This is a genomic window from Thermomonas sp. (genome assembly GCF_029945965.1).
Classification (GTDB): domain Bacteria; phylum Pseudomonadota; class Gammaproteobacteria; order Xanthomonadales; family Xanthomonadaceae; genus Thermomonas.
The window spans coordinates 292,218-315,953 of sequence record NZ_JAQSDO010000020.1 but is presented as its reverse complement, the minus strand read 5'-3'; the positions used below and the strand labels follow the sequence as shown (position 1 = coordinate 315,953).

20 protein-coding genes, 1 other RNA gene and 1 pseudogene are annotated in these 23,736 nt (G+C 64.7%); 4 read left to right on the top strand and 18 right to left on the bottom strand.

Going from position 1 to position 23,736, the window contains the following annotated elements; genetic code table 11:
• Window positions 1-43 precede the first annotated feature (43 nt).
• Entirely contained in the window at window positions 44-895 is an 852-nt protein-coding gene (locus tag PSV05_RS14180) for a M23 family metallopeptidase (protein WP_300067028.1), read from the bottom strand.
• Window positions 896-1,039: 144 nt separating this feature from the next.
• Between PSV05_RS14180 and PSV05_RS14175 the strand changes: the two genes are divergently transcribed.
• Window positions 1,040-1,495 carry a DUF721 domain-containing protein gene (locus tag PSV05_RS14175; protein WP_300066482.1) on the top strand — a complete coding sequence of 152 codons (456 nt, stop codon included), beginning with the start codon at window positions 1,040-1,042 and terminating at the stop codon, window positions 1,493-1,495.
• 138 nt (window positions 1,496-1,633) lie between these two features.
• Here the strand turns inward: PSV05_RS14175 and lpxC are convergent, their stop codons facing one another.
• From lpxC to rnpB, 16 genes and pseudogenes are all read right to left on the bottom strand, one after another.
• Window positions 1,634-2,557, bottom strand: coding sequence for a UDP-3-O-acyl-N-acetylglucosamine deacetylase (gene lpxC, locus PSV05_RS14170; protein ID WP_300066479.1), 924 nt, complete (start codon window positions 2,555-2,557; stop codon window positions 1,634-1,636).
• A gap of 395 nt (window positions 2,558-2,952) precedes the next feature.
• A complete protein-coding gene (gene ftsZ / locus PSV05_RS14165; RefSeq protein ID WP_300066476.1) occupies window positions 2,953-4,209 on the bottom strand; it encodes a cell division protein FtsZ in 1,257 nt (418 codons plus the stop codon).
• 145 nt (window positions 4,210-4,354) lie between these two features.
• The gene (ftsA, locus tag PSV05_RS14160) at window positions 4,355-5,590 is read right to left on the bottom strand and encodes a cell division protein FtsA (protein WP_300066473.1); all 1,236 of its coding nucleotides are present in this window, start codon (window positions 5,588-5,590) and stop codon (window positions 4,355-4,357) included.
• Entirely contained in the window at window positions 5,587-6,393 is an 807-nt protein-coding gene (locus tag PSV05_RS14155; RefSeq protein ID WP_300066470.1) for a cell division protein FtsQ/DivIB, read from the bottom strand. Before PSV05_RS14155 ends, ftsA begins: the two co-directional genes overlap by 4 nt.
• Window positions 6,390-7,376: a D-alanine--D-alanine ligase gene (locus PSV05_RS14150; protein ID WP_300066467.1), complete on the bottom strand. Its 987-nt coding sequence runs from the start codon at window positions 7,374-7,376 to the stop codon at window positions 6,390-6,392. Before PSV05_RS14150 ends, PSV05_RS14155 begins: the two co-directional genes overlap by 4 nt.
• Window positions 7,373-8,815: a UDP-N-acetylmuramate--L-alanine ligase gene (murC, locus tag PSV05_RS14145; protein WP_300066464.1), complete on the bottom strand. Its 1,443-nt coding sequence runs from the start codon at window positions 8,813-8,815 to the stop codon at window positions 7,373-7,375. Before murC ends, PSV05_RS14150 begins: the two co-directional genes overlap by 4 nt.
• Before the next feature lie 46 nt (window positions 8,816-8,861).
• Window positions 8,862-9,905: pseudogene (murG, locus tag PSV05_RS14140) on the bottom strand (undecaprenyldiphospho-muramoylpentapeptide beta-N-acetylglucosaminyltransferase); the annotation flags it as partial.
• A gap of 44 nt (window positions 9,906-9,949) precedes the next feature.
• Window positions 9,950-11,302: a putative lipid II flippase FtsW gene (gene ftsW / locus PSV05_RS14135; RefSeq protein WP_300066461.1), complete on the bottom strand. Its 1,353-nt coding sequence runs from the start codon at window positions 11,300-11,302 to the stop codon at window positions 9,950-9,952.
• 1 nt (window position 11,303) lies between these two features.
• Window positions 11,304-12,389, bottom strand: coding sequence for a phospho-N-acetylmuramoyl-pentapeptide-transferase (gene mraY, locus PSV05_RS14130; RefSeq protein WP_300066458.1), 1,086 nt, complete (start codon window positions 12,387-12,389; stop codon window positions 11,304-11,306).
• Window positions 12,379-13,854, bottom strand: a complete 1,476-nt coding sequence (gene murF / locus PSV05_RS14125; protein WP_300066455.1) for a UDP-N-acetylmuramoyl-tripeptide--D-alanyl-D-alanine ligase — start codon at window positions 13,852-13,854, stop codon at window positions 12,379-12,381. Before murF ends, mraY begins: the two co-directional genes overlap by 11 nt.
• Window positions 13,851-15,440 carry a UDP-N-acetylmuramoyl-L-alanyl-D-glutamate--2,6-diaminopimelate ligase gene (locus PSV05_RS14120; protein ID WP_300066452.1) on the bottom strand — a complete coding sequence of 530 codons (1,590 nt, stop codon included), beginning with the start codon at window positions 15,438-15,440 and terminating at the stop codon, window positions 13,851-13,853. Before PSV05_RS14120 ends, murF begins: the two co-directional genes overlap by 4 nt.
• Window positions 15,437-17,188 (bottom strand): penicillin-binding transpeptidase domain-containing protein, encoded by a 1,752-nt coding sequence (locus PSV05_RS14115; RefSeq protein ID WP_300067022.1) that lies wholly within the window; start codon window positions 17,186-17,188, stop codon window positions 15,437-15,439. The genes PSV05_RS14120 and PSV05_RS14115 overlap by 4 nt, the downstream gene beginning before the upstream one ends.
• A gap of 131 nt (window positions 17,189-17,319) precedes the next feature.
• Window positions 17,320-17,586 carry a cell division protein FtsL gene (gene ftsL, locus PSV05_RS14110; RefSeq protein ID WP_300066449.1) on the bottom strand — a complete coding sequence of 89 codons (267 nt, stop codon included), beginning with the start codon at window positions 17,584-17,586 and terminating at the stop codon, window positions 17,320-17,322.
• Window positions 17,583-18,533 carry a 16S rRNA (cytosine(1402)-N(4))-methyltransferase RsmH gene (rsmH, locus tag PSV05_RS14105; RefSeq protein WP_300066446.1) on the bottom strand — a complete coding sequence of 317 codons (951 nt, stop codon included), beginning with the start codon at window positions 18,531-18,533 and terminating at the stop codon, window positions 17,583-17,585. Before rsmH ends, ftsL begins: the two co-directional genes overlap by 4 nt.
• Window positions 18,534-18,553: 20 nt before the next feature.
• On the bottom strand, window positions 18,554-19,000 hold the full coding sequence (gene mraZ / locus PSV05_RS14100) for a division/cell wall cluster transcriptional repressor MraZ (RefSeq protein WP_300066444.1): 447 nt from the start codon (window positions 18,998-19,000) through the stop codon (window positions 18,554-18,556).
• Window positions 19,001-19,614: 614 nt separating this feature from the next.
• Window positions 19,615-19,975, bottom strand: an RNA gene (rnpB, locus tag PSV05_RS14095) — RNase P RNA component class A.
• 106 nt (window positions 19,976-20,081) lie between these two features.
• Here rnpB and PSV05_RS14090 point away from each other — a divergent pair.
• Window positions 20,082-21,023 carry an integron integrase gene (locus PSV05_RS14090; RefSeq protein WP_300066441.1) on the top strand — a complete coding sequence of 314 codons (942 nt, stop codon included), beginning with the start codon at window positions 20,082-20,084 and terminating at the stop codon, window positions 21,021-21,023.
• Window positions 21,024-21,048: 25 nt separating this feature from the next.
• On the opposite strand, the gene rsmI is transcribed toward PSV05_RS14090, so the two are convergent.
• Entirely contained in the window at window positions 21,049-21,906 is an 858-nt protein-coding gene (gene rsmI / locus PSV05_RS14085; protein WP_300066439.1) for a 16S rRNA (cytidine(1402)-2'-O)-methyltransferase, read from the bottom strand.
• Between the two features lie 62 nt (window positions 21,907-21,968).
• On the opposite strand from rsmI, the gene PSV05_RS14080 reads away from it, so the two are divergent.
• Window positions 21,969-23,324, top strand: a complete 1,356-nt coding sequence (locus tag PSV05_RS14080; protein WP_300066437.1) for a penicillin-binding protein activator — start codon at window positions 21,969-21,971, stop codon at window positions 23,322-23,324.
• Between the two features lie 12 nt (window positions 23,325-23,336).
• Window positions 23,337-23,714 carry a YraN family protein gene (locus PSV05_RS14075; protein WP_300066435.1) on the top strand — a complete coding sequence of 126 codons (378 nt, stop codon included), beginning with the start codon at window positions 23,337-23,339 and terminating at the stop codon, window positions 23,712-23,714.
• Window positions 23,715-23,736 lie beyond the last annotated feature (22 nt).

The following is a 23,736-nucleotide window of genomic DNA, read 5'->3' as shown; positions in this document are numbered from 1 at the left end:
GTAAGTTGTGACCGGAAAAGGTGAGCTTGGTTCAAACGAAAAATCAGCCGCGACGGCCCTGCGACGCACTGGCCAGGAACTTGAGCGGATTGATCACTCGGCCGTCTTGCCACACTTCCAGATGGACATGCGCGCCGGTGGATCGTCCAGTGGAACCGGCCTTGGCGATTTCCTGGCCGCTGCGCACCAGGTCGCCGACCGTGCGCTCCAGCCGGGAGTTGTGGGCGTAGCGCGTCACGTAACCGTTGCCATGGTCGATCTCGATCACGTTGCCATAGCCCGAGCGCACGCCGGAAAAGCTGACCACGCCATCGGCGACGGCCAGCACCGGGTCGCCAACGCTGGCCTCGAAATCGATCCCTTTGTGGAACTGGTGGCCGCCGCCAAACGGATCTGCGCGCCCGCCGAAGCCCGAAGTGATGTAGCTGTTGGCGATTGGATCGCCGGATGGAATCGCGTTTCGATCCAGTTCGCGGTTGAACAACAGGCTCTCCAGCACCGACAGCTGGGTGTCGGCATCATGGAACTGGCCTTCAAGGCCTGCCAGGCGCTGGTGCAGTTCGCCCGGTGGCATGTCGCTGGCGCGTCCCACGCCACCCTGGCCGACAGGCTTGTCGAAGTCGAACTCACCGTCCTGCAACTGGCCCGCCTGGGTCAGGCGTGCACCGAGCGCATTCAGGCGGTTGGCCTGTGCCTGCAGTTCAGCCAGCCGTGCGGCCAGCGCATTGACCTCATGCTGGGCATTGCGGCGCACCTGCTTCAACTCGGCCTGGCGTGCGGCGTCGGCCGTCTGCATCGCTTCGACCTGGGCCATGCCGGCGGCGCTACGCACCCCTGCGCCGGCCAGGATGCCGACGGCGAGCACCACGCCGGCAGCGGCCAGCGGATGCTGCATCGACCAGAAACGGAGCCGGTAGCCCAGTGCGCGAATCTGCGTCAGCACCCTTGTCTGCGTGCTTGGGCGAGTCGAGGCGTTATGGTGTGGACTGGTTGTTTCGGTCATTGAGTCATGTCTCGTTCGCGGTCCACGCCCCGCTCCATGTCCTTCGACAAAGAAGCCAAGCCGCCTGCCGGGCCCCGCGCCGCGCTGGATGCGCTGTTCGCTGGAAGCACCGGAGACCCGTTGCGCCGCGCCTTGTGGCTCGATGCAATGGACCAACTGTTGCGTCCCTGCCTGCCGCCTTCACTGGCTGCACACTCGCGATTGGCGAATGTGCGTGGCGACAAGCTCGTTTACGTCGTTGATGCGCCGGTCTGGCATGCCAAATTGCGGCTGGCCACATCCGAATTGCTCACCGCCGCCCGCTCCATCGGGCTCGATGTGGCGGCGCTGCACGTCAAGACGACGCTGCAGCCGTTGCGACCGTTACCGCCGGCCGCACGCTCCACTCCACCGATGTCGGCGGCCACCCGATCAGGATTGGCGACTGCCTTGGCATTGCTGCGGTCTGACGCGCCCGATGACATAGCACCAAGCGCTGGGGAAGACCGATGACCAAGCCGGACAGGCACGCAAAACGATCACCCAACCGGCCAACGGGGCATCCTAACGTCATAAGTATGTGATTTTGTTAAAAAACCCGTAATCAGCAAGCTGAATACGTGCGTGGGGTCACAGCCCGTGGCATCTCACTCAGGCCATCGCGCCGGCAGGGGTTGCCGTGGAATACAGCAGTGGCGGGGCTATTTCGGGGTCCAAATAGCTGATTTCTTCCCAGGCACTGGCATCAGCCAGCAAGGCGCGCACTAGCCGGTTGTTCAGCGCGTGGCCGGATTTGAAGCCTTCATAGGCGCCGATAATCGCGTGGCCCGCCAGATACAAGTCGCCGACCGCGTCGAGGATCTTGTGGCGGACGAACTCGTCGGCGTAACGCAGGCCGTCCTCGTTCAGCACCCGGAATTCGTCCAGCACGATGGCGTTGTCCATGGATCCGCCAAGCCCGAGATTGCGCTCGCGCATGTATTCCAGGTCGTGCATGAAACCGAACGTGCGGGCGCGACTGACTTCGTTGATATAGGCGCTGGTGGAAAAATCCACTTCCGCGCGCGACCGCGAGCTCGGGATCGCCGGGTGGTTGAACTCGACCGTAAAGCCGATCCTGAAGCCCTGGTGCGGAGTGAAGCGTGCGAACTTGTCGCCCTCGCGCACCTCGACTGGTTGCAGGATGCGGATGAATTTCTTGGCCGCATTCTGCTCGGCGATACCGGCAGACTGCAGCAGGAATACGAACGGGCCAGCCGAGCCATCCATGATCGGGACTTCGGGCGCGGTCAGCTCGATATAGGCATTGTCGATGCCAAGCCCGGCAAGCGCCGACATCAAATGCTCGACCGTCATCACCTTGCCGCCATCGCGCGACAGCCCGGTGCACAGCACGGTTTCAGTGACTAGTCCGGCATGTGCCGGAATGTCCACCACTGGTTCGAGGTCGGTGCGACGGAACACGATACCGGTATCCACCGGGGCCGGGCGCATGGTGAGAAAGACTTTCTCGCCGCTGTGCAGGCCCACGCCGGTGGCGCGGATCAGGTTCTTGAGGGTGCGTTGGCGCAGCATCGTCGGAAGTGGGGTCCTGCAAAGTCAGGGACGATCTGGGATTGGATTGCTTGGGCCTGATCGCTATCGGAAATGGCGCCCGGGCACAGTCTGCGAGCCTAGCATGCACCAAGCTGAACGCGAGCGGAAGTCACGCTGGCGCAACGCAGCGGAACGAAAACCGGTCGACTGGCGAATGATCGCCAGTCGACCGCAAGACCGTCCGGGCCGGCGTGGCCCGGATGGGGACATGGAGCAGTTCCAGCTCCCTCCCCTGTTTACGGGGGAGGGTTGGGGTTGGGTTGGGGTTGGGGTGGGGGTGAGTTGAGAGGGAGGAGAGCGCCCGTTGCCCCCATCCCAGCCTTCCCCCGCTGGCGGGGGAAGGGGCATGACAATGCCGGGATGTCAGCTCGGTCTCAATCCGCCTGGCGACGCAGGAACGCCGGGATATCCAGATAGCCGCCATCCTGTGGCAACTCCGCAATGGCAGGCGCGGACGACGCCGTTTCGGCGCTGCGACGCAAGCCGCTGACGAAGCTGCCGCCGGCGCCCGGCACGAACGGATCGGACACTTCGTCGATCATCAGGCCGGTGGTGCCGTCGCGCTTGCCCTGGGTGCTGACCAGCTGCACTTGCGGACGACGCGGCGCATCAAAGCCGGTGTCGAAGCGGGCTTCGGGGCGGTCGCGGCCCGCCGTCTGGCGGCCGGTAACCCGGTTCAAGCCGGTAGCCACGACAGTCACCCGGACTTCGTCCTGCATATCCGGATCCAGCACGGTGCCGATGACCACGGTCGCGTCTTCCGAGGCAAACGCTTCGATGGTGCGACCGACTTCGTCGAACTCGGCCATGGTGAAGTCGGGGCCGGCGGTGATGTTGACCAGGATGCCATTGGCGCCCTGCAGGTTGACGTCGTCCAGCAACGGGTTCTGGATCGCCGCCTCGGAGGCAGCCTGCGCGCGGTCGTCTCCGCGAGCGCTGCCGGTGCCCATCATCGCCAGGCCCATTTCGGACATGACGGTGCGCACGTCGGCGAAGTCGACGTTGATCAGGCCCGGACGCACGATCAGGTCGGCGATGCCCTGCACCGCGCCCAGCAACACGTCGTTGGCGGCGCGGAAAGCCTGGATCATGGTCGCGTTGCGGCCGAGCACGGTGATCAGTTTTTCGTTCGGGATGGTGATCAGCGAGTCGCAATGCTGGCTCAGTTCCTCGATGCCCTTCAGCGCGACCTGCATGCGCCGGCGACCTTCGAACGGGAACGGCTTGGTGACCACGGCAACCGTGAGAATGCCCATTTCCTTGGCCAGCTGCGCCACTACCGGCGCGGCGCCGGTGCCGGTGCCGCCACCCATGCCGGCGGTGATGAATACCATGTCGGCGCCTTGCAGCGCGTCCATGATCACCTCGCGGTCTTCCAGCGCGGCCTGGCGGCCGACTTCCGGATTAGCACCCGCGCCCAGGCCCTTGGTGACGTTGCCGCCCAATTGCAGTTGCAGCTTCGCGCCGCAGTTCTTGATCGCCTGCGAGTCGGTGTTGGCGGTGATGAATTCCACGCCGTCGACATTGCTGCTGACCATGTGTGCCACGGCATTGCCGCCGCCACCGCCCACACCTACAACTTTGATGACCGCGTTGGGGGCCATCTTTTCAACCAGTTCGAAATGCGCCATGTCCGTGTCCTCTTGTTATTCATGAATTTCTTGTTTTGAATCGGCTTGTATTGAATCGGCTTGTATTGGATGCCTTGCCTGATGCCGCATCACCGTCTTCGTCGTCCTGCGTATTGCCTTGATCCTGGATCAATCGTTTTCATCACTAGAACTCGCCGCGATACCACTTCGACAATTTCCCGAACAGCCCGCCGACCTTGCCGGCCGGCATCATCGAGCGCCGCGGATTCTCGATCTGGCTGCCCATCAGCAGCAGGCCCACGCCAGTGGCATGCACCGGGTTGCCAGTCACCTCGCCCAGCCCGCTGACATGCTGCGGGATGCCGATGCGCACCGGCATCTGCAGCATTTCCTCGGCCAGTTCGACCACGCCTTCCATCTTCGAAGCTCCACCGGTCAGCACCATGCCGGCACGTACGTGCTGCTCGAAGCCGCTGCGGCGCAGTTCGGCCTGCACCATCTCGAAGATTTCCTCGTAGCGCGCCTGCACGGCCTGCGCCAATGCATGCCGTGGTAACCGCCGTGGTGGTCGGTCGCCGACGCTCGGCACCTGGATTGATTCTTCTGCGCGCGCCATCTGTGCCAATGCGCAGGCGTAGCGAACCTTGATCTGCTCGGCCTCGGGCGTGGGCGTGCGCAGCATGTGCGCGATGTCCTCGGTGACCTTGTCGCCGGCCACCGGCAGCGACGCGGTATGGCTGATCGCGCCATGCACGTAGACCGCCAAGTCCGTTGTGCCGGCGCCCATATCGACCAGCACCACGCCCAGTTCGCGCTCATCCGGGGTCAGCACCGCGGTGCTCGATGCCAGCGAGGACAACACCAGGTCATCCACCTGCAGGCCGCAGCGCTGCACGCATTTGGTGATGTTGGCCGCCGCCGATTGCGCACACACGACAAGATGCGCATGCACTTCCAGGCGCACGCCGCTCATCCCGACCGGGTTGCGAATGCCTTCCTGCGAATCATCCAGCACATAGTCGCGCGGGATTGCGTGCAGGATGCGCTGGTCGGCCGGGATCGCGACGGCCTTGGCCGCATCCAGCACGCGGTCGAGGTCTGCATAGGTCACTTCGCCATCGCGGATCGGAACGATGCCCTGCGAATTGCGGCACTGCACGTGGTTGCCGGAGATCGATGCGTACACGCTGCGCACTTCGCAGCCGGCCATCAATTCGGCTTCCTCCACCGCGCGCTGGATCGACTGCACGGTGGAGTCGATGTCGACCACGACGCCCCGGCGCAGGCCCCGAGACTCATGGCTGCCGATGCCGATCACTTCGATCGGCTCGCCCGGCGAATATTCGCCAACCAACGCGGTGACCTTGGAGGTGCCGACGTCGAGGCCGACGATCAATGATTTGTCGCCCTTGCGATTCATGTGGTTCCTTGCAGCGAACGCCCGTCACCCGATTGCAGTGCGGTGATGGGCTTGGGGAGAGGTGGCATGGCAGGCGTTGCCGGTTTGACGTCGCCTGCTTCCGGAAGCTCGGCCCAAACCAGGGCGAAGCCATTGGTGTAGCGCAGGTCGGCGCGTGCCAACCGCTGACCCGGGTGCTGCGCGACCAGCCGCGGCAACAAGTGCGCGAAGCGTTGCAGGCGTGTATCGGAATCGTTGCGGCCCAGCACCACGTCGGTGCCGCTAGCCAGCGTGATCGACCAGCTACCCCGCCGGTCTACCGCCACCCCGCGAACGCCACCGGCATTGGCCAAGCGCTCGCGTGCCTGGTTGTAGAGCGCCACGACCTCCGGCACACGTGCATCGGGGCCATCCAGCAGCGGCAAGCCCTTGGGCACATCCACCGCGTTAATCGCCGCGAACAACTTGCCCTGTTCCGACAGCAATCGATCCTTGCCCCAGCGCGCATATGGGCGATGCTCGCTGATGCGCACTTCCAGCACGTCCGGCCAGTGCTTGCGCACTTCCGCGTGCTCGACCCAGGGCAACACGTTCACTGCGGCCTGGATGCGATCCAGTTGCACCGCGAAGAAGCCGCGCTTGGCGAACGGCAATACCGTGGCGCGCAGTTTGGTTTCGTCCACGCGATGCAGGTCGCCCTGTACGCGCAGGGTGCGCAGCGGCCAGCGCTCACCGCCGACCCAACCGTTGACAACGGCGACCACCGGCAGCGCCACCAGCGCTAGCGCCAGGATCCAGCCCATCAAACGCAGCATCGCGCTCATGTGCCCGCCTCATGGGTCGATGCCGGCAAGCTCTGCTCGAGGATGCGCCAGCACAGTTCTTCAAAGTCGATGCCCATTTGCGCAGCAGCCTTGGGCACCAGCGAATGGTTGGTCATGCCCGGCGCGGTGTTCACTTCCAGCAGGTGCATCGCGCCCGTCTGGCGGTCGCGCATCACGTCGACCCGGCCCCAACTGCTGCAGCCGGCAGCGCGGAACGCGGCCAGCGCCATGCGACGGATCTCGTCCTCGTCGTCGCCCTGCAGGCCGGGGCACAGGTATTGGGTGTCGTCGGCCACGTACTTGGCGTTGTAGTCGTACCACTCGCCCTTGGGCACGATCCGAATCGAAGGTAGCGCAATATCACCGAGGATGCCGACGGTCAGTTCATCGCCGACGATCATCTGTTCCATCAGCATCTCGCCGCCGTATGCGCGAGCGACCTGGATGGCGTTGTCGATGCCCGCTTCATCGGTCACCCGCGCCACACCCACGCTGGAGCCCTCACTGGACGGCTTCACGAACACCGGCAAGCCAAGCTCAAACGCCGCGCTGCGCAGATCTGCTCCCGGCGCCAGACGCACGAAGCGCGGTGTCGGCAAACCCATGCTCATCCAAACCTGCTTGGTGCGGATCTTGTCCATTGCCAGCGCGGTGCCGAGTACGCCAGAACCCGTACACGGCACTTCCAGCGCCTCCAGCAGGCCCTGCAGTACGCCGTCTTCGCCACCACCCTTGTTGCCGTGCAGGATGTTGAACACGCGATCGAACTTCCCGTGCACCAGTCCATCGATCAGTTCCGGGATGCCGTCCACCGCATGCGCGTCCACGCCGCGTTCCTGTAGCGCGGCAAGAACCTTGCGCCCGGAATCCAGCGAGACCTCGCGCTCTGCACTGCTGCCGCCCATCAGCACAGCGACGCGACCGAACGCGCGCGGATCGGTGGTGCGCAGCGGCGCGAACACGTTGTCTTGAGCGACGGTCATGACGCGTCTCCCTGCAGGCCTTCACTGGCCAGCAATTGCGAGATCTGGCCGATGTCGCCGGCGCCCATCATCAGCAGCAGGTCGCCATCGCGAAGCACGCCAACTAGTGCATCCGGCAACTCCACCGCACTGCCGACTACTACCGGATCAACTCGGCCGCGGGTGCGGATCGAGCGCGCCAGCGACTTGGCATCGGCGCCCGCAATCGGCGCTTCGCCAGCCGGATAGACCTCGGTCAGCACCAATGCATCGACAGTGGAAAGCACCGCCGCGAATTCATCGAACAGATCGCGTGTGCGCGAATAGCGATGTGGCTGGAACGCCACCACCAGGCGGCGTTCAGCCCAACCGCCGCGTGCGGCCTCGAACACTGCCGCGAGTTCCTTCGGGTGGTGGCCGTAGTCGTCGACCAGAATGGCGTCGCCACCGGTGGCCAGCGAGAGTTTCGCCAGCTGGTTGAAGCGCCTGCCAATCCCGGCGAAGTTTTCCAGCGCGCGTGCAATCGCGTCATTGCCAACGCCCAATTGCCATGCCACCGCCGACGCGGCCAAGGCGTTCTGCACGTTATGGCGACCCGGCAAGGCCAGCGTGACTTGTGTGCGGGTGCCATCTGGCAGGCACAGCGTGAAGTGCATGCGCCCGCCCTGCTGGCTCACGTCTTCGGCACGGATGTCGGCTTCGGCAGCGAAGCCATAGGTCACCACGTGGCGCGGCGTGGCTTCGGCCAGCACGGCAACCTCGGGATCGTCGATGCACAGCACCGCCAGCCCATAGAACGGCAGCCGGTGCAGGAATTCGGAGAACGCCTGCTTGACCCGTTCGAAATCACCGCCGTAGTTCTCCAGATGGTCGGCATCGATATTGGTGACGATGGCGACCGCCGGGTTCAAGCGCAGGAAACTGCCATCGCTCTCATCGGCTTCGGCGACCAGCCACTTGCCACTGCCAAGCCGTGCGTTGGCGCCGGCCGCGAGCAACTGCCCGCCAATCACGAAAGTCGGATCCATGCCGCCTTCGGCCAGCACGCTGGCAAGCAACGACGTGGTGGTGGTCTTGCCATGCGTGCCGGCAACTGCAATGCCGTGGCGAAAGCGCATCAGCTCGGCCAGCATTTCCGCGCGCGGCACCACCGGGATGCGCTGCGAACGTGCTTCCAGCAACTCCGGATTGTCCGGCTTGATCGCGCTGGAGACCACCACGCAGTCGGCGTCCAACACATTCGCTGCCGCGTGACCCTTGCAGACATTGATACCGAGGCCGGCAAGCCTGCGGGTAACTGCGTTGTCGGCGCTGTCGGAACCGCTGACCTGGTAGCCGAGCGTGCACAGCACTTCGGCAATGCCACTCATGCCGACGCCACCGATGCCGACGAAATGCACGCGCGGGAACGCTTTCGCAAGGTCACCAATTTGCTGCAGGCGCAGGCTATGCACGGGCATCAGGCAGCCCTCTTGATTGAGGCCGGGTTGAGGTCGAAATAGTGGCTAGCACCGCATCGGCGACGTGCTCGGCGGCATCTGGCTTGGCTAGCGCGCGCGCGGCGTCGGCCATGGCGAAGCGCTTGTCCGGATCGGCCGCAAGTTCAGCCAACACTTCGCGCAGGCGTGTGGGCAAGGTGTCGTCCTGCTTGAGCAGCAGCGCTGCGCCGCGCTCGACCAGGTATTCGGCATTGCGGGTCTGATGGTCATCGACGGCTTGCGGGAACGGCACCAGCACGCTGCCCACGCCGACTGCGCACAACTCGGCCAGGGTCAATGCGCCGGCGCGACACACGACCAGGTCCGCCCAGGCATAGGCGCCGGCCATGTCGGCGATGAAGGGTTCGACATGCGCTTTGATCCCGGCTTCGGCATACGCACGGCGTGCTTCTTCAAGCATTTTTTCGCCGCACTGGTGGACGATTTCGAATGGCCGGTCGAGTGACTGACCAAGCGCGGCCGCTGCTTGTGGCACCGCGTTGTTCAAGGCGCGCGCGCCCTGGCTGCCGCCTAGCACCAACAGGCGCAGCGCGCCGTCATGGTGGAAGTCGCGCTGTGCCGGCGCAGCGACGGCGGTGATCGCCTCGCGCACCGGATTGCCGACGACGATTTCATGCGCGAACGTCTGCGGGAAACCGGTCATCACCACCCGCGCGACCTTGGCCAGCACCTTGTTGGTCAGGCCGGCAGCGCGGTTCTGTTCGTGCACCAGCAGCGGGATGCCGGCGATGCGCGCGGCAATACCGCCTGGTCCCGCTGCATAGCCGCCGAAACTCACCACCGCAGCCGGCCGCCGGTTGCGCAGCACGCGCGCAGCATCGCGCACCGCACGCAATACCCGCAGCGGCGCAGTGAGCAACGCACCCACGCCTTTGCCGCGCAAACCCTTGACCGCAATGGTGTCGATGACGATGTCGTGTTGCGGCACCAGCCGGGTTTCCATGCCGCCATCCGCGCCCAACCAACCAACCCGCACGCCACGCGCACGCAAGGCATGCGCGACTGCAAGGCCGGGGAAAATATGCCCACCGGTGCCACCGGCCAGGATCATGACCAGCGGTTCTGCCAGGAATGCGGTCATGGGTGCGGGCGCGCTCAACGCTGCCTCCGCAAGGTTGCGATGGCATCGACCACGTCACGCGAACCCAGGCTCGGCTCGACCCGCTGGCGCAGGCGGCTGGTGCCGCGCGCGCTGGCGTCGGCCGGAATGGGCGGCTGCGACGTGGCCGGCGGGCTGCCCACTGGCGGCGCCGAACCAACGCCTCGCAGCTTCGCGACTTGTCGTGCCGCGCGCTCATATTCGTAGGACACCCGCAGCAGAAGGCCGAGCGCCGCGCAGGTCATCAGCACGCTGGAACCGCCAGATGAAATCAGCGGCAAGGTGAGCCCCTTGGTCGGCAACAAGCCCAGGTTCACCCCGATCGAGACCACGCTTTGGAGCGCCATCCACAGGGCGATCCCGAACGCGCAGTAGCCGGCGAAGTGGCGCTTCATTTCCACACACTTCAGTCCCACCCAAAACGCGCGCGCAGTCAGCAGCGCGTACAGGCCGACCACCAGGCAGGCGCCTGCGAAACCGAGCTCCTCGGAAATCACCGAGAAGATGAAATCGGTATGTGCTTCCGGCAGGTAGGACAGCTTCTGTACCGAAGCGCCCAGGCCCACGCCGAACCATTCGCCTCGGCCAATCGCCATGAGCGCATTACTCAGCTGGTAACCGGCACCGAGCTGGTCCTGCCACGGATCCATGAACGACGTCACGCGGCGCATGCGGTAAGGTTCGAACACCACCAGCGCCACCAGCGCCGGCACCAACAGCACGAGTGGCAGGATGATCCGTCGGATCGGGGCGCCACCCAACAGCAGCATGCAGGTCGTGATGCCCAGCAGCAGTACCGAAGAACCGAAATCCGGCTGCAACAGCAGCAGGATGACCAGCATACCCACCACGCCTACCGGCTTGAGCATCGCCATCCAGGTAACCGCCACGTCCTCGCTGTAGCGCTTGAGGTAACTGGCCAACCACACGATGTAGAGCAGCTTGACCGCCTCCACCACCTGGAACTTCGAGATGCCCAGGTTGATCCAGCGCTTGGCGCCATTCACCGAGCTGCCGATCCCGGGTACGAACACCAACAACAACAACGCAAAGCAGGCCAACAGCAGCAACTGGCTGCGCTGTTCGATGAACTTGAGTTCAGTACGCATCAACACGCCGGCCAGCACCAAGCCTCCGGCCAGGAACATCACGTGGCGGATCAGGAAGTACCACGGGCCAACATTCATGCCGGCGCCGGCCACGGCGGCCGACCCGACCATCACCACGCCCATGCAAGCCAGCACGATGCAGCAACCCAGCAGCCACGGATCATAGCGGCCGCTGATGTCGTCGACACGCGTGGCCTGGCGGCTGCCGTATCCGGTGTATCCGTTGGCGACGGCACTCATCTCAGCGCACCTTCAACGTGGCCAGACCGACCAGCACAAGCACCACCGAGATGATCCAGAAGCGCACGATCACGCGCGGTTCCGGCCAGCCCTTGAGTTCGAAGTGGTGGTGGATCGGCGCCATCTTGAACACGCGCTTGCCGGTCAGCTTGAAGCTGGCGACCTGGATCATCACCGACAGGGTTTCGATCACGAAGATCCCGCCCATGATCACCAGTACCAGTTCCTGGCGCACGATCACCGCGACGGTACCGAGCACCGCACCAAGCGCAAGCGCACCGATGTCGCCCATGAACACCATCGCCGGATACGTGTTGAACCACAGGAAACCAAGACCCGCGCCGGCAATCGCCGCGCAGAACACCACCAGTTCACCCGCGCCCGGCACTCGCGGGATCTGCAGGTACTCGGCAAACACCGCGTTGCCCGAGGCGTAGGCGAATACGCCAAGCGCGCAGGACACCAGCACGGTCGGCATGATCGCCAAACCATCGAGGCCGTCAGTCAGGTTGACCGCGTTGGAAAATCCGACGATCCAGAAATAGGCGATCGCCACGAAACTGATCCCGACCAATGGCAACGCCACCGACTTGAAGAACGGCACATAAAAAGTCGTAGCCGCCGGCACGTCGGCATAGGCGTACAGGTATATGCCCGCGGCCAAACCGAGAATCGATTGCAGCGCGTACTTGGTGCGCGAACGCATGCCGTTGGGATCACGCTTGACGATCTTGATCCAGTCGTCCCACCAGCCGATCGCGCCGAAGCCCAGCATCACCGCCATCACCACCCAGACGTACTTGTTGCGCAGGTCCGCCCACAGCAGCACTGATGCGGCGATGGTCAGCAGGATCAACGCACCGCCCATGGTCGGCGTGCCGGCCTTGGCAAAATGCGACTGCGGGCCATCGCTGCGGATCGGCTGGCCGCCCTTGAGCGTGGCCAGCTTGCGGATCGTCGCCGGCCCCCACCACAGCGACAACGCAAGCGCGGTCAACGCGCCCAGGATCGCCCGGAAAGTCAGGTAGTTGAACAGGCCGAAATGGTGCTGCAGTTGTTCCAGCCAGCGTGTCAGCTCAAGCAGCATCGACCTCTCCCTTTTCGTTCGCGGCGTCGTGCTGCAACAGTTGTTTGACGATGCGGTCCATCGCGCTGCCGCGTGAACCCTTGACCAATACGCGCATGCCGGCACCGAGTCCGGCGATCAACGCATCGGCGAGTTCTGCGTGACTATCGAAATGACGCGCGCCATCGCCGAAGCCCTGCACCGCCGCTGCACTCAGCGGACCGAGCGCATACAGATGCGCAATGCCGGCCGCCTTCGCGCGCTGGCCGGCCTGCAGGTGCAGCGCCATTTCATCCGCACCGAGTTCGCGCATGTCGCCTAGTACCAACCAGGCTTCGTTGCCGTCTTTGGCCGAGGTCGCTGCCGCCAATGATTCGATCGCTGCATCCAGAGAACCTGGATTGGCGTTGTAACTGTCGTCGATGAGCACCGCGCCGCTTCGCAGGCGATGGCTGACCTGCCGCCCAGCGACCGGTTGCACGGCGTCCAGACCGTCACAGACCTCCTGCAAGCTGGCCCCAACGGCAAGCGCCATGCTGGCGGCGGCCAGCGCATTGCGCAGGTTGTGGCGACCCGGCATCGAAAGGGTAATCGCGACTTCGCCATCCGGCGCGACCAGCATGAAACGGGTGCGATCACTATCGAGCTGGACATCGCGCGCGCTGATCTCGGCGCTGGCATCCAGTCCGAAGCGCAACACACGACGACCGGCCGCGCGCTCGATGAAATACGGCGCAAACGCGTCGTCGGCATTGACCACTGCCACGCCCGGCCTTTCATCGACATGTCCGGGCAGCGCATCGTAAATCGCCGCCTTGGTATCAGCCACACCGAGCAAGCTACCAAGACGCTCCAGATGCGCGGGCGCGATGTTGTTGACCAAGGCCACATCCGGACGTGCAATCGCGGTCAGATAAGCGATGTCGCCGGGCTTGCCCGCACCCATTTCGTAAATCGCGAAATCGGCATCTTCCGGCGCATCGATCACCGCCAACGGCAGTCCGATCTCGTTGTTGCGGTTGCCGGGATTCGCATACGCCTTGCCGCAGCGCTCGAGGATCGGCAACAGCATGCTCTTGACGCTGGTCTTGCCGTTGCTGCCAGTGATCGCGAGTATTTTAGTGACGCGTTCCCGCTGCATTGCCGCGGCAATAGCGGCGAGCGCGCGTTCGGTGTCAGCGACCAACACCTGCGGCAGGTCGACATCGACACAACGGCTGACCAGCGCGGCGATGCAGCCACCCGCTGCCGCTGCGGCGACATGCTCATGACCATCGGAGTTCTCGCCTTTCAGCGCTACGAACAGTGTTCCCCCACCCGCTTGCGCGATGCGCTCGCCTCCCTCCCCCGCGAGCGGGGGAGGGTTGGGGTGGGGGCGCAATACGCGAGTGTCGATCGCAACCGCATCGACATGCTGATCTGCATAGGCGCCATGCAACTGGCCACCCGTAGCCTGCGCAATCCAAGCCAGCGTGCGCGGCGTCATGGCTGCTTCTCCGCGTCCTGCGGACGCAGCACTTGCACATGCATGTGCTGCGGCTGCTTCTCCGCGTCCTGCGGACGCAGCACTTGCACATCCATGTGCTGCGCGCGCTTGCCCAGCACATCGCGGGCGACCAAAGTATCCGCAAATGGATGGCGAACACCGTTGACCTCCTGGTAAGGCTCGTGGCCCTTGCCAGCGATCAGCACCACGTCATCTGCATCGGCCATGACGATCGCATCAGAGATCGCACGTGCGCGATCACGCTGCACGATGGCGTGTGATGCGTCGGCAAAGCCGGCCAGGATGTCGGCGACAATCGCATCGCCATCTTCACTACGCGGGTTGTCGTCGGTGACGATCACCACGTCCGCGCCGCGCTCGGCGATCGCGGCCATTTGCGGGCGCTTGCCGGTGTCGCGTTCACCGCCACAACCGAACACGCAGACCAGCTTGCCGGCGGTGTGCGCACGCAATGAAGACAACGCCTGCTCCAGCGCGTCCGGTGTGTGCGCGTAATCCACCACGACCAGCGGTAGGACAATGCCGTTCTCCGACACTTCGCCACCCAACCGATTCATGCGGCCATCGATGGGATGCAGTTGCGACAGGATCTCGGCGACCATGGCCGGCGCCATGCCGAGCGCCGACAGGGTTGCAGCGACGGCGAGCAGGTTGTCGACATTGAACCGGCCCAGCAACGGCGAGCGCACCAGGTGCGCCTGGCCACTGACATGCAGCATGAAGCGGATGCCGCGCGCATCCAGCATCACCTCTTCGGCGCGGATGCTGGCGCCACTGGCGCCACGCGAACTGAAACCGACCACGCGCAGGCGCGGGCTGACCGCAGCGAACAGTTCGCGGCCATACGCATCGTCGAGATTCACCGCCGCCGAGCGCAAGCCCGGCCAGTCGAACAACCGTGCCTTGGCCGCGCCATAGCTGGCCATGTCGCCGTGGTAATCCAGATGATCGCGGGTGAGGTTGGTGAACACCGCCACGTCGAAATGCACGCCGTCCACGCGGCCCTGGTCGAGCGCGTGCGAGGACACTTCCATCGCCACGGTCGATGCGCCTTCGTCGCGCAGCTCGGCCAGCAGTTCGTGCAGGCGCAGCACCAGCGGCGTGGTGAAACCGGTCGGCACGATATTGGGATAGATGCCGGCGCCGAGCGTGCCAATGGTGCCGCAGCGTTCGCCGCGCAGCGTCCACGCCTGGGCTAGCAATTGCACGGTCGAGGTCTTGCCGTTGGTGCCGGTCACGCCAACCGTGGTCATCGCCGCGCTGGGCTGGCCATGGAAAGCATCGGCCATCGCGCCCATGCGCGCGCGCAAGTTGACCACCGGGATCGCATCGTCAGGTGCCGACAGGTCGTCCGGTGCGGGTGGCTCGAACAGGATGGCTGCGGCGCCCGCGGCGCGCGCGGTCTCGGTGAAGGCCAGGCCATGCGTGCCGAATCCACCGATCGCCACGAACGCATCGCCAGTACGGATTGCGCGGCTGTCCTGCACCAGCCCGGTGATGGCGAGGTCCCGGGACAGGCCCTCGAGCTCCGGCAGCAACTCGCTCAGCAGCATCGCACGGGTCATTGCGGCGCCCTCGCGGTGGCGGCAGCCGGAATCGATGCGGTATTGCTGGCGAGTGGCGGCGCTGCATGGCCACTGGCCTTGCGGCGCTTGGCTTCGGCTTCGGCCTGTGCGGCCAGCCAGGCATCCAGGTCGTCCGGCGCCACGTCCATCAGACGCAGTGCGCCTTCCATGACGTTGCGGAATACCGGCGCAGACACCGTGCCACCCACGTAGCCCTTGGCGGGATCGGGATCATTGACCATCACCACCATCGAGAACCGTGGGTTCTCCACCGGCACCAGGCCTGCGAAATAGCCGATGTAGCGGCGCGAATAACCGCCCGCGCTCGCCTTGCGCGAGGTCCCGGTCTTGCCGGCCACGTGGTAACCCAGGATCGCCGCACGCGTCGCGGTGCCGCCAGGTTCGGTCACCGTCTGCATCATGTGCAGGATTTCATCAGTAACCATCGGATCCAGCACCCGATGCGGCTTCGCGTGCTGGCCCTTGATGAAACTGGGCGGCGTCAGCATGCCGCCGTTGCCCAGTGCGGCATACGCCGTGGCGATCTGCAGCGGGGTGACCGACAGCGCGTAGCCATAGCTCATGGTCTGCTTGCTGGTGCCATCCCAACGGTCCGGCGCCGGGAACACGCCAGCCGATTCGCCAGGGAAGCCACTGCCGGTCTTGTGGCCATAGCCGAAGCGGCTCACGAAGTCGTAGAACTGTTGATTGCTCAGCCGCCTGGAGATCAGCGACGCGCCGACGTTCGAGCTCTTGCGGATCACCCCGGTGGTGTCCAGCACACCGTAATTGTGGGTATCGGTGGTGCGGTAGCGACCGTTGGCAATCGAACCGGGGCTGGTGTTGAACAAGGATGTCGGCGTAATCACGCCCGCTTCCAATGCGGCGGCCACGGTCAGCGGCTTCATCGTCGAACCCGGCTCGAACAGGTCGGTGACCGCGCGGTTGCGGTGCGCGTCACGCGGACTGCTGCCCACTGCGTTCGGATTGAATGTCGGGAAATTCACCATCGCCAGCACCTCGCCAGTGGCGACATCGAGCACCACCGCCGACCCGCTGCTGGCACCGAACTGGTTGATCGCGTTGCGCAGCTCGCGATGCGCCAGGTACTGGATGCGGCGATCGATGCTGAGGGTAAGGTCGTGGCCCGGTTGCGCAGCGCGCACCAGGTCGACGTTCTCGACGATGCGGCCGCGACGGTCGCGGATGACGCGCTTGGCGCCCGGGGTGCCACGCAACCAGTCGTCGAATGCCAGTTCCAGGCCTTCCTGGCCGCGGTCGTCGATGTTGGTGAAGCCCAGCACATGCGCCATCGCCTCGCCCTGCGGGTAGAAGCGGCGGTATTCGCGCTGCGACGCCACGCCGGGGATGTCCAGCGACAGGATCTTGTGCGCTTCGTCCGGGTTGATCCGGCGCTTGAGGTAGATGAATTCCTTGTCCGCGCGCTGGCTCAGGCGACGGCTCAATTCGTCCAGCGGCATGGCTAGCGCTTCAGCCAGCTGCGGCAGCCGTTGCGGCGCCTTCAGCAGTTCCTGCGGGTTGCCCCAGATAGATTCCACCGGCGAGCTGACCGCGAGCGGCTCGCCATTGCGGTCGGTGATCATCCCGCGCGAAGTAGCGATCGGGATTTCGCGCAGGAAGCGCGCTGCGCCCTGCCGCTGGTAGAACTCGTTGTCGATCACCTGCAGGTCCAGCGCGCGCGCCAGCAGCGCCGCCGAACACAGCGCCAGGGTGCCGCCGACCAGCATCAGGCGGCGGCGCAGGTCGAACTGCTGGCTGCGCGCGCGTGGGCGATTGTTGGCTGCTCGCGAAGCCTCGCGCCGATTGCGCTCGCGTGAATCATGTTGGCGGGTGCCGGGGACGTGGCGGCCGAAGATGTTCATGGGCGCAGCACCACGATGTCTTCAGTACGCGGGAACAACATGCCCAGACGCTCACGCGCGACCTGGTCGACGCGATTGCTTTCGGCCCATGTCGCCTGCTCCAACTGCAGGCGGCCAAATTCGATGTTCAGTTCGTCGCGCGCCTTCTCCAGCTTGCTCAGGGCAATGAACTGCACACGGTGTTCGTGGCGATCGCGCACCAAGGTCAATGCCGTGGCGACATTTGCCAACACCAGCACGGCGAGCAGCACGTAGCGGCTCATGCGGCCACCGCAGCGTTGTCGGCTTGCAACTTCTCGGCCACGCGCAACACCGCACTGCGCGCGCGCGGGTTTGCAGCCAGTTCGGCAGCGCCGGCTTTCTGCGCGCCGCCCAGCAAGCGCAGGGTCGGGGTGAACTCAATTGCCACTGGCATGCGTCGATTGGCCGGTGGCGCCTTCGCAAGCCGGGCCATGAACTGCTTGACGATGCGATCTTCCAGCGAATGGAAGCTGATCACCGTCAACCTGCCGCCAGGCTTCAGGCAGGCCAACGCGGCATCCAATCCAGCTTCCAGATCGAGCAGTTCCCGATTGATATGGATGCGGATGCCCTGGAAGCTGCGCGTCGCCGGATGCGCTTTCTTGTCATTGCGCGGCATCAGCCGGGCAATCAATCCAGCCAGCTGCGCGGTGCGGGTGAACGGCTGGGCGACGCGGTCCTGCACGATCGCGCGGGCGATCCGGCGTGACTGTTTTTCCTCACCCCAGGTCCACAGCACGTCGGCGATCTCTTTTTCGTCGGCACGCGCCAGCCACTGCGCGGCGCTTTCGCCGCTGTCCGGATCCATGCGCATGTCCAGCGGACCATCCTTGGTGAACGAAAACCCGCGCTCGGCCACATCGAGTTGTGGCGATGACACTCCAAGATCCAGTAGTACTCCATCCAAGCCGCCATCCAGCCCCGCATTGGCTGCAGGCCAAGCGGCGAGGTCGGCGAAGCTGCCCCGACGCAGGGACACGCGCGCATCATCGCCACACAACCTTTCGGCCACGGCGATCGCCTCGGGATCCTTGTCCATCACCAGCATGCGGCCTCCAGGCCCCAGCTTGTCCAATACGCCCTGGGCGTGTCCGCCACGCCCGAAGGTGCCATCCAGATATGTTCCATCCGCCTTCACCGCCAGGCCCTCCATGACCTCGGCGAACATCACCGGGAGGTGGGCAGGCACCGGGCCCGCGCCACCGGTGGTCACAACGCCAGGCCCAGCAGGTCCTCGCCCAGGTCGGCATCGCCAAGCGTCTGCCGGATCTGGGCGTGATGAGCCTGCTCACTCCACAATTCGAATTTGTCGCCCATGCCCAGCAGCACTGCTTTCTTCTCGATGCCGACCGCATTGCGCTGACTGGCCGGGATGGAAATGCGTCCGTTGCCATCGGGCTCCGCGAACGCCGCCGCGCCGACCAGCTTCAGCTGCAACAGGCGACTGGTCTTTTTGGTGCGCGGTAGCTTGTTGACTTCGTCGCGCACTTTTTCCCAAACCGGCATTGGATACAGGTACAGGCAGCCAACCTCGAACGGGTTGTAAGTGATGACCAGCCGGTTGCCACACTCACGCTCAACAAGGTCCCGGTAGCTGGTCGGAATGGCCAGCCGGCCCTTGTCGTCGATGGTGATGGCGGTTTCGCCCTGGAACATGCCCTGCCTCGCCCGTCTGCGCGGGTTTTAAGTAAGAGAAAACCACGTATTCCCCGGTTTTCCCACGAGACACCACAGTAGGCACGGCCTTGGGGGTTGTCAACAACTCCACAACGGAACTTTCACTTTGCAGGTCAATGACTTGCAATGAACTTCAGAGACTTGTTCAAGCTTTATCCACAAGCTGCTGTTTCGTCTCAAATTTTGAGAATGCGTGACCATTGACTCGATTTCGGTGGAAGCGCCCGCGAGGGCCAGGATCCCGTGCTGCAGCGCAGCGAAACCAGAGATGGCGCTTTCGGCCCAAGATTGGGCATATAGAGGCGGGGATTGGCAAGCGAAGTCACTGGATCCCCGCCTACGCTGGGATGACGAGCGAGTGCGCAGCTTCCAACCGAGTGGTTGATCGAGGCTACGCGGGCACTTGCGTGGACATTTGGAGAAGCACCAGCCCCAAGTCAGGTGCGCTTGGATTCGCCAGAATCTTTCAGAATGCCTAGCCTCCTTTAGTAAAGGGGGCGCCGCGAAGCGGCGGGGATTTGGAGGCGTCTGCCCGGGGCCCAAAGTTTGCGAAGCCGACTTTGGGGGTTTTTCGGCACTGCGTGCCGAAAAAGTGGCGGAGTCGGCCGATAAGCCGGGTCCTGTCGTGGACAGTCATTCCTCTAGGCGCATCGTCACCGATACGCTCAAGCAACCTACCCGGACCTGACGCGGGCAACGTCATGGGGTCCCTATTCGGTCTTGCTCCCGGTGGGGTTTGCCGTACCGGCCTGTTGCCAGGCTCGCGGTGCGCTCTTACCGCACCATTTCACCCTTACCGACGAATCCCGAAGGATCTGAAGGCGGTATCTTTCTGTTGCACTTTCCGTCGGCTCGCGCCGCCCAGGCATTACCTGGCACCGTGCCCTGTGGAGCCCGGACTTTCCTCGGCATCGCACATTTGCATGTGGATGACGCGACTGTCTGGCCGACTCCGCCACGCTCATTGTGTCACGCATGCCCGCTAGGATGATGTTTTTGTCCTCCACCGGAGCCAAGCATATGGGGTGACTCACCGAGTCTGTTTCCCCCGCAGCGACTGATGGACGTGGTCACGGCCACCTGTCGCCGCCGCCACCTCAGCCCCAACACCGAAGATGCCTACAAACTGTGGATCCGGCACTACATCCGGTTCCATCAAGGCCGACACCCACGGGATCTCGGGGTGGACGGCATCGCGCCGTTCCTCACCCATTGCGCAGAGGTGCGTCGGATCTCGGCATCGACCCATATGCAGGCCTTGAGCGCCCTGTTGTTCCTGTATCGGGACGTGTACGGCAAGGATGTCGGGCACCTGAAAGGGTTGCGCAACGTCCGGCGCATGGCCACGGTGCCGGTAATCCTGACCAAGGATGAGGTGCGCACAGTGTTGCTGCGGTTGCAGGGCATTCCGCGCCTGGCCTGCCTGTTGATCTACGGCAGCGGCATGCGTGTCATGGAATGCGTGACCCTGCGCGTGCATGACATCGATGCCGCCAATCGGTTGGTCCGCGTGGCTGCGGGCAAGGGCGGGAAATCCCGCAATGCGATGTTGTCCGAGCGCCTGTTGCCTCGACTGCAGCAGCATCTGCAGCAAGTGGTCGCGCGCCACCGACTGGACGTCAACAACGGCGCCGGATACGCGCCACTGGCCAGCGCCCTGCAGCGCAAACATCCATCTGCCTCACGCGCGACTGGCTGGCAGTTCCTGTTCGGCTCGCAATTCATTCGTACGTGTCCGCATTCAGGCCGCCACCAGCGCTGGCATCTGTCGCCATCCACTTTGCAGGTCGCCTTTCGTGAGGCCCTGCTGAGTGCAGGGATCCACAAGCAAACAAGCCTGCACGGCCTCCGGCACGCATTCGCGACCCATTTGCTGGCCGCTGGCACGGACATACGCACGATTCAGGCCTTGCTAGGGCACAAGCACCTGGACACCACCATGCGTTACACCCATCTGCTGAGACCCGTCCAGAGCACGCGCAGTCCGGTGGATTTGCTGTAGCTGCTCTTGCTCTAGCTGACCAAGGTTAGCCTTGCCCGCCGTAAAGCGCCTTGCGTGGCGCCCCGCTCAGTTCGGCCGCCAATTTCGCGGCGGTCGAGGGCGGCAGGTGTGCGACCAGCTTGGCGTACATGCGCTGGCCTTCGGCCACCTTGGCATCGGCATCCTCGCCTGCGCCCTGCACGAGCAGCACGAACTCGCCCTTGCGCTGGTTAGGATCCGCGCGCACGCGTTCGGCAAGCTCGGCCAGCGAGCCATCCAGCACGGTCTCGAACAGCTTGGTCAACTCACGGCCGATCACCGCATGCCGCTCCGCGCCAAATGCAGTGATTGCATCGTCCAGAGAATCTTCGATGCGATGCGCGGATTCGTAAAAGATCAATGTGCGCGGCTCGCTGGCAAGGCGTATCAGATGCTCGCGCCGCGCACTGGCCTTGGCAGGCAGGAAACCCTCGAACACGAATCGGTCGCTCGGCAGGCCTGCCACGCTGAGCGCAGCAATCAATGCGCTGGCGCCCGGTACCGGGCTGACTTTGATCCCGGCCGCGCGCGCGGCGCGCACCAGCCGGAAACCGGGATCGCTAACCAGTGGCGTGCCGGCATCGGACACCAACGCCAACGAATCACCCGCCAGCATGCGCGTGACCAGGGCTGCAGCCGCCTCGCCTTCGTTGTGCTCATGCAGGGCAATCAGCGGGCGCTCGACGCCGAAGTGCGACAGCAGCTGGCGCGTATGTCGGGTGTCCTCGGCGCAGATCGCAGCCACCGTTTTCAATGTCTCCAGCGCCCGTGGGCTGAGGTCGCCGAGGTTGCCTATCGGGGTGGCAACGACATGGAGTTTTCCAGCGGTTGGCTTTCCAGAACCTGTTATTCCCGGATGCTGCATTGCATTCCTTCACTGACGTCACGGGTAGAATCCTAGCGGGTTCCCGAACGAGCACCGCTGCCGTGGCTTTGAAACACCTTGCAATCGCCCTGCTGCTGGCCATCATGGCCGCGGTCGCCGGCTGTGCCAGTGTCGAGGTTCAACACATCGCGCCCGTAGTCGCGCACAACCCTGTCTTCGCCGAGGCGCGCACGCTTGCCAGCCAGCAGGCCAGCCTGCCGGCAGCGGCGCGCGCCGCCAATGCCGCGCGGATCGAGACCCTGCTTGCACAACTGGACGATGCCAGCCTGAGCCGTGGCGCCAGCGATCTGCCCACCGGCGACCCGCTCTACAACTTTGCAGGCCGCGCCCTGCTCAATCGCGGCCTGCCGTTGCCGCGCGCGTTTGATCGCGGCGACTGGCAATTCGATGCCGCCAATCGCCCACCCGCGGACCGCGATGGCTATCGCCCACCGGTCAAGGTCGCGTTGCTGCTGCCGCTGAGCGGCAACCTGGCGGCGGCGGCCGAACCCGTGCGCGACGGTTTCCTGACCGGCTATTACGGCGAACGCCGGCATCGCCCGGAACTGCGCTTTTACGACACCACGGCAGGTGCCAGCTTGGCGTATGCGCGCGCAGTGGCCGAAGGCAACGATTTCGTGGTCGGCCCGCTCAGCCGCGAGGAAGTCGACGCGGTGTTCGCCAACGCCGCGCCACCCGTTCCGCTGCTGGCCTTGAACCGCGGCAGTCGGATGCCGCCCCCGGGCAGCGCCAGTTTTTCGCTGTCGCCGGAGGACGAAGGCATCACTGCCGCCGAATACATCCTCGACAGCGGCGCACGCCGGGTCCTGATCATCAGTGGCAATGACGATGCCCAACGTCGCGCCTCCGGAGCGCTGGCCGAACACCTGCTGCAGCGTGGCGGGCAAGTCGCCGCACGCCTCGACTACCGTCCCGGCGCCACCCTCGTGCTGCCTGCAGACAGCAACATCGATGCGGTATTCCTCGCCCTCAAGGGCAGCCAGGCACACGAACTCGCGCCTCGACTGGCTGCGGCCGGGCTAGCCGGGAAACCACGCGTGGCGACCTCGCAGATCGTGTCCGGCACCGGCAAGGCCAGCGAAGACCTGCTGCTGGACGGCATCGTTTATCCCACCGAGACCTGGGGTGTGCGCGACGTGCCCGGCATCCCGTCCCAGGCCAGCGCGGCAGCCCGCACCAACAGCGCCAGGGGGCCGGCCGCCCGGTTGTTCGCATTCGGCTATGACGCCTGGCTGCTGACCGCCTACCTGGAACGCCTGGCGCTGTCGCCGAACAGCGACATCGCCGGCGCGACCGGCCGCCTGAGCCTGGACGGTTTCGGCAACGTGCTGCGCCGGCCAAGCTGGTCACGCTTCACCGGCGGCGTCGCCGTACCGGTCGCTGACGACGCCCACTGAGCCGATGACAGCGTGCCTATAACTGCGGGCCGCGCCCGCGGCGACGCAGTCGAGGCTGTCGCCCTCTCCCACCTGCAGGCGCATGGTCTGCAACTGCTCGCACGCAACGCGCATTCGCGAGGCGGAGAACTCGACCTGGTGATGCTCGATGCCGATGTAGTGGTCTTCGTCGAAGTGCGCTATCGCGCCAGCGCCGCGTTCGGTGGCGGCATCGCATCGGTGGATGCGCGCAAGCGCCGCAAACTGGTGCATGCAGCGCAGGTATTCCTGATGCGTAACCCCAAGCATGCGCAGGCCGCCTGCCGGTTTGACGTGGTCGATGCCTCCGGTGATCCGGCAGCCCCGTGCCTGCAATGGTTGCGTGATGCGTTCCGTGCAGATGAGGCCTGACCGGCGGAATCACGCATCCAAT